General features: G+C 69.2%; 3 protein-coding genes and 1 pseudogene. 2 read left to right on the top strand and 2 right to left on the bottom strand.

Annotated features, from left to right (window positions below; genetic code table 11):
* Positions 1-168 (top strand): annotated as a pseudogene (locus tag AB0950_RS40275) (VOC family protein); the annotation flags it as partial.
* A gap of 473 nt (positions 169-641) precedes the next feature.
* Positions 642-2,480 carry a glycosyltransferase family 39 protein gene (locus tag AB0950_RS40270; protein WP_366780806.1) on the top strand — a complete coding sequence of 613 codons (1,839 nt, stop codon included), beginning with the start codon at positions 642-644 and terminating at the stop codon, positions 2,478-2,480.
* A 222-nt stretch (positions 2,481-2,702) separates the two neighbouring features.
* Here the strand turns inward: AB0950_RS40270 and AB0950_RS40265 are convergent, their stop codons facing one another.
* Together AB0950_RS40265 and AB0950_RS40260 are read right to left on the bottom strand one after the other, a co-directional pair.
* Positions 2,703-3,122, bottom strand: a complete 420-nt coding sequence (locus AB0950_RS40265; protein WP_360163001.1) for a ribonuclease domain-containing protein — start codon at positions 3,120-3,122, stop codon at positions 2,703-2,705.
* A 907-nt stretch (positions 3,123-4,029) separates the two neighbouring features.
* The gene (locus tag AB0950_RS40260) at positions 4,030-4,899 is read right to left on the bottom strand and encodes a trypsin-like serine protease (RefSeq protein WP_366780805.1); all 870 of its coding nucleotides are present in this window, start codon (positions 4,897-4,899) and stop codon (positions 4,030-4,032) included.
* Positions 4,900-5,157: the final 258 nt, after the last annotated feature.

Here is a 5,157-nt window from a genome sequence, read left to right as displayed (position 1 = left end):
CTGGCGACGCTGACCGAAGCCGGCCTGGGGCCCGAACCCCTCCAGTACCCGGGCGGCGCTCACGGCCCGAAGACGTCGTGGCTCACGGACCCGGATGGTTACCGGATTGAATTGGTGGAGTGGCCGTCCGGACATCCCGACGGCATCACCGCAGCAGATTTGGCCTGAGGCGGCCACGGTTCTGCGGAGTGACGAAGCTTCCCCTCGGCGCGACCGCGGCGCAACGCGAGGACATCCCACGACGATTACTCGCGCACGCGCGCCGCGATCCGATGGACGGCTGACATGGAGCGGCCCGAACGCCGCCCTTCAGATCCACCTCTTACCTGTATTTCCCACTACTTCCCATTTGAGTGAGAGGGCGGTGAGACCTGTACGCGGTTAAGTCTCCGTTCAGATTCCGTGCATGTCGACCGACGGATACTCCCCAAGATCCGGATCGCCCACTGCGTCCGGATTGAGTTTTCGGGAGTCCTGAAAGGCCGTTCATGCTCACGCCCCACAGCGAGCCGACCCAAGAGCGAGGCGCCGAGCCCGCGTCAGTGCGCGCCATCTCCGCCGTGCTGAACCGGCCCCGCGGCGGCGGGCCGGCGCCACCCGCGCCCCGCACGGGTACACCGCGACCAGCGTACGAGCTCCCAGTGTTGCTGGGCATCGTGACGGTCGCCGCCGTGCTCACCCTGTGGGACCTGGACGACAGCTCGTTCCATGGGTTCTACGCGGCCGGCGTGCGCAGCATGACCGACAATCCGGTCGCCTTCTTCTACGGATCCTTCGACCCGGGCAACACGATCACGATCGACAAGCTGCCCGGCTACCTGTGGCCGCAGGCCCTGTCGGCGCTGGTCTTCGGCTTCCGTCCATGGGCGCTGGTGCTGCCGCAGGCGATCGAAGGCATGGCCTGCGTGGTCCTGCTCCATGGTCTGGTACGCCGCTGGGCGGGTGTGCCGGCCGGTCTGCTGGCGGCGGGCTTTTTGACCCTCACTCCCGTGTTCGTCGGCCTTGGGCGGTCCGTCACGGAGGACTCGCCGTTCGCCCTTCTGCTGCTTCTGGCCGCCGCGGCCACCCAGCGGGCGACCGAGCGGGGCCGGGGCCGCCGGCTGCTGCTCGCGGGGGTGTGGGTGGGCGCGGCCTTCCAGTGCAAAATGCTGGAGGCCTGGGCGGTGCTGCCCGCGCTCGCTGGGACCTATCTCGTCGCCGCGCCCACGGCCCTGCGCCGTCGGCTCTTGGACGTCGCGCTGGCCGGCGCGGTGGCGTTCGGCGTGTCGCTGTCGTGGATGGTGGTGGCCACGCTGACCCCGGCATCCGAGCGCCCGTACCTCGACGGCACCACGGACAACTCGGCGTACGGTCTGGTCGTCGGCTACAACTTCCTGACCCGCTTCCACGGCCTCGACGCGGCCGCCGCCGGTAGCGTCGCCCCCAACGAGAGCTTGCGGACGGCCGGCACCGGGCCCGGCATGGGCGACAGCGTCTGGAAGATGTTCAGCCCCGGGATCGCCACACAGACCGGATGGCTGTACCCGCTGGCCGCGCTCGGGGTCGCGGGCGGCGCATGGGCGCTGTGGCGGCGGCGTGCGGCCCGCACGGACCGAATGCTGGCAGGCTATGTGCTGTGGGGGTCGTGGCTGGTCACGTTCTTCCTGGTGTTCAGCTTCGGCAGCGTGACCGGACACACCTATTACATGGGTGTCGTCGCCGTGGCGCTGGCCGCAATGGGCGGCGCCGGGGCCGTGCGGGCCTGGCGGGCGTGCCGCAGGGGCGGTCGACGGGCCTGGGTGCTGCCCAGCGTGATCGCCGTGAACCTCGCTTGGTGCGTGACCCTGACGCTGTGGTACCCGCACTTCTTCCCCTGGTCCGTCCCCACCGCCACAGCCCTCGGCCTGGTCGCCCTGGTGCTGTCCTGCATCCGCCGACGGCCGCGCCTCGTCACGGCCGGCCTGGCCGCCGGGCTCGCCGCGGTCCTGCTCATCCCGGCCGCCTGGTCGGGGTCGGCGCTGTCCCTGCGCTACAACCAGCCCGGCTCGCTGGGCCGCGTGGGCCCCACCAACCACCGGGTGGGCAACCCGCTCGCGAAGCTCGGCCCGACCCGGGAGCGCCTGCTGGCCTACCTGACCGCGCACCGAGGCGGCGCCGAGTACCTGGCCGCAGTGCCCGGCTGGTGGGAGGCCGCGCCCTACATCATCTCCGCCAACGCGCACGTGCTACCCGTGGGCGGCTTCACCGGTCGGGTCCCGTATCCGACGTCCGGTGGCTTCCGCGGGCTCATCGACACCGGCCGGCTGCGCTACGTCGTCCTGAACCGCGCCGAGGCGAACATGAGCCTGCGCCACGCGGTCACGCCCACTGCCGTGATCGTGCGCTGGACCGTCGGCCACTGCACGGTCGTGCCCTCGGCGGCCTACGGCTCCGGCGACCAGGCGGAGGCGCTGTACGACTGCGGCCCGGGTCACGAGAGGGGCCCGGGCCGCAGCACATGAAGGTCTGTCATCGCCGGTGACTACGGCCCCTTGTTTCACTCCGCGATCACGGGTCGCCCGTGCTCCGTGGGCCGACGGCTGACCGTGCCGGTCGCCGACAGGAAGAGGCGTCTGTCGGCGGACGGCCTCTTAGCCGGTATGACCATGACACAGCGGTGGCCCTCAGCCCTCGACGGTGCCCGGACGCCTGAGCAGACCGATGATTCAAGTCCTGCCGGAGTGTCAGAGCTGGTAGAAGTCGGAGTAGTGGTCGGGCGAATACCAGACCACGCCGGTGTTGGAGTCGACGACGATCCGGTAGGCGTCCCGATGGGCGCCGCAGGTGCGCGGGTAGACGTCGTACTCGTAGAAGGTGTCACCGGACGGCAACTGCCCGTCATTGTTGTAGAACACACCGCCCGCGTAGCTGCACTCGCCGTCCGGCCAGTCGTACCAACCCCGAGCGGTCGGGTAGCCGAGGTCGGACCAGGCCGAGTTCGCCGAGGCCGCGTCGGAGCATCCGTCGACGCTGCAGGAGCCGTAGACCGCCGCAGTCGCGGCAGGGCTGTTGACGGCGGACGCAGTGAGCACGGACGCGATGGCGGCGAACAGCACCGCGAACCGCTTCGCCCAGGACAGCTGGGGACGTCGCAGAGTCAGCAAGGAACCCTCCAAGTAGAATCACGCATGGACATGACATATTGATCCTCTTGCGTGGCATCCGGGTGTATCGCCGGTTGCGGGGAGGGGGAATTGCGTTTGAACTTGTCGATGCGTAAGAAATGGTCGTTGGCCAGGTGCGATTCCGGAGTGCGGCGGCCGGACGGCGCACCTTGGACGAATGGGCTCGGTCGGCTCGGACCCGGCCCTCAGGTCGACCCGTGGAACAGGACGGTCCGTCGCGCTCGTGGGCGGCGGCCTCGGCCAAGCAGGTGGGTCAGGTCTGCCAGCAGGTCGACTCTGTGCTCTGAACAGGCGGAGTCGCGCCACCGGGTGGCGACGAGCCACGCGGTGTAGAGGTGTCTCGGCTGGTTGCGCCGATTGTGAGCAGGAGTGGGCGGATATCTTCCGTCGGCGACGATCGCCGCGACCGCGCGGGGCCGCGGCCGGCTCGGTGGCTGTCGGACCAAAGGTTTGGACCCGCGTATCTGTTCGGTTGGATGCCACTACGGCAGATGATGCGGCACCTGCACAGCTCACATCTCGAGCAGAGTTGGCAGGGGAGGCCGAGCAGGGGTTGTCATTGTCCGGACGGCGATGAGCCGGTGGCAGGGCATCGTGGTGACCAGAGCAGGAGGCTCGAGCTATGGCGACTACTTGTCCTTCGACCGGGCGCGGACCCTGCTGCGTGGATCACGCCGTCCGGCTTGATGTCGTTCATGCGGGGCGGGCCTGGGGATGGCATCCACACATCGTCGAAGGCTTCACAAGCAAAGCTTCCCTTGCGCCACCGCAACCGAATCGTCAGCCGTAGACTCGCCCCAGGATCGGCTCTCGGCCGCCCAGCCCCTCCCCGGCACGCTTCGCGGCTTCAGCCCTTCGCCGTGAGCTGGGTGCGGATGAGCTGGGCTCAGTCCTCGTCCTGGGCTCGTCGGTAGAGCTTGGCGATGTCGTCGTCGAAGTATGCGGCGTAGGAGACATCGTCCTGGTCGCCGCCGCCCTCGTGGCCGCCCAGGACGCCGATGACCGTGCCGGTGTGGCTCTTGGGGTCGTAGTCGGTGAGCCAGGGGCTGCCGCTGGTCCCGTCCTCGAGGTGGGTGCATTGGATGCGCAGCTGGGTGTCGCTGAACTTCGTGGTGCGGTTCTGGCACGAGATGGGGGTATCGCGGCTGGTGGGGTAGCCGGTGATCTTGACCTTGTTGTCGAAGCCGCGGTCTGTACCGAGGGTGTTGCCGCCCAGGAGGTCCTGGATGTCCTTGCCGTGCTTCTGGTCCAGGACGAGGAAGGCGACGTCGAGGTCCTCGTCCTGCGACTTGGCCCAGCGGTCGTCGACGACCACCTTGCTGACCTTCCACAGGCCGGTGGGTTCGTCGCCGTTGCGGTAGCCGGGGGCGAAGACCAGGTCGTTCAGCGGCTGTCCGGAGTCGGCGTCGAAGGCGCAGTGGGCCGCGGTGATCAGCATGTTCCGGCCCGGACTCTGCACCACGCTCGCCGTGCAGAAGTGGGCGCCGCGGTCGTCCTTCTCGAAGACCGCGCCGATCCGGGCGTTCTCCTCGGTCCTGCGGGGGGTGTACGCGGTCCCGTCCTTGGCCGGGGCCGTAGCGGGGAGGTCCTGGTCCTGGCCCCGCTGGGACTGGCCCGGCTCGCCGGACTTGCCGAAACCGCTGCGCCCGCTGCTTCTGGCCGCATGGGTTTGCCCCGAGGCGTCGCCCATCACTGCGGCTGCCCCGACGATGACGAGCGTCAGGGGCAGGATGGATTTCCTGGCTAGCGAGCGCACAAGGTCATTATCGACGCGGGCCGGGAGTTCGGGAGGTGCTTCACCGGGGACTCCCGTCACAATCCACCGCCCGGATCGGCCATCGGCACCCTGGCCGAGCGTGCTACCCGCGACGTCATGCTCCTGCACCGGTCCGGCGACCCGTGAGTACGACACGGCCGTTTTTGGCGGTGACGTTCGCCGTGACCGCCTCGGCGCGGGTACGCGCCAGATCGCGCGCGTCGGCGTCCGTTACCCGGCTCAGCAGCACGTGCGAGA

The organism is Streptomyces sp. NPDC007189 (assembly GCF_040703635.1).
GTDB lineage: Bacteria > Actinomycetota > Actinomycetes > Streptomycetales > Streptomycetaceae > Streptomyces.
This window is presented reverse-complemented; position numbering and strand designations above follow the sequence as displayed.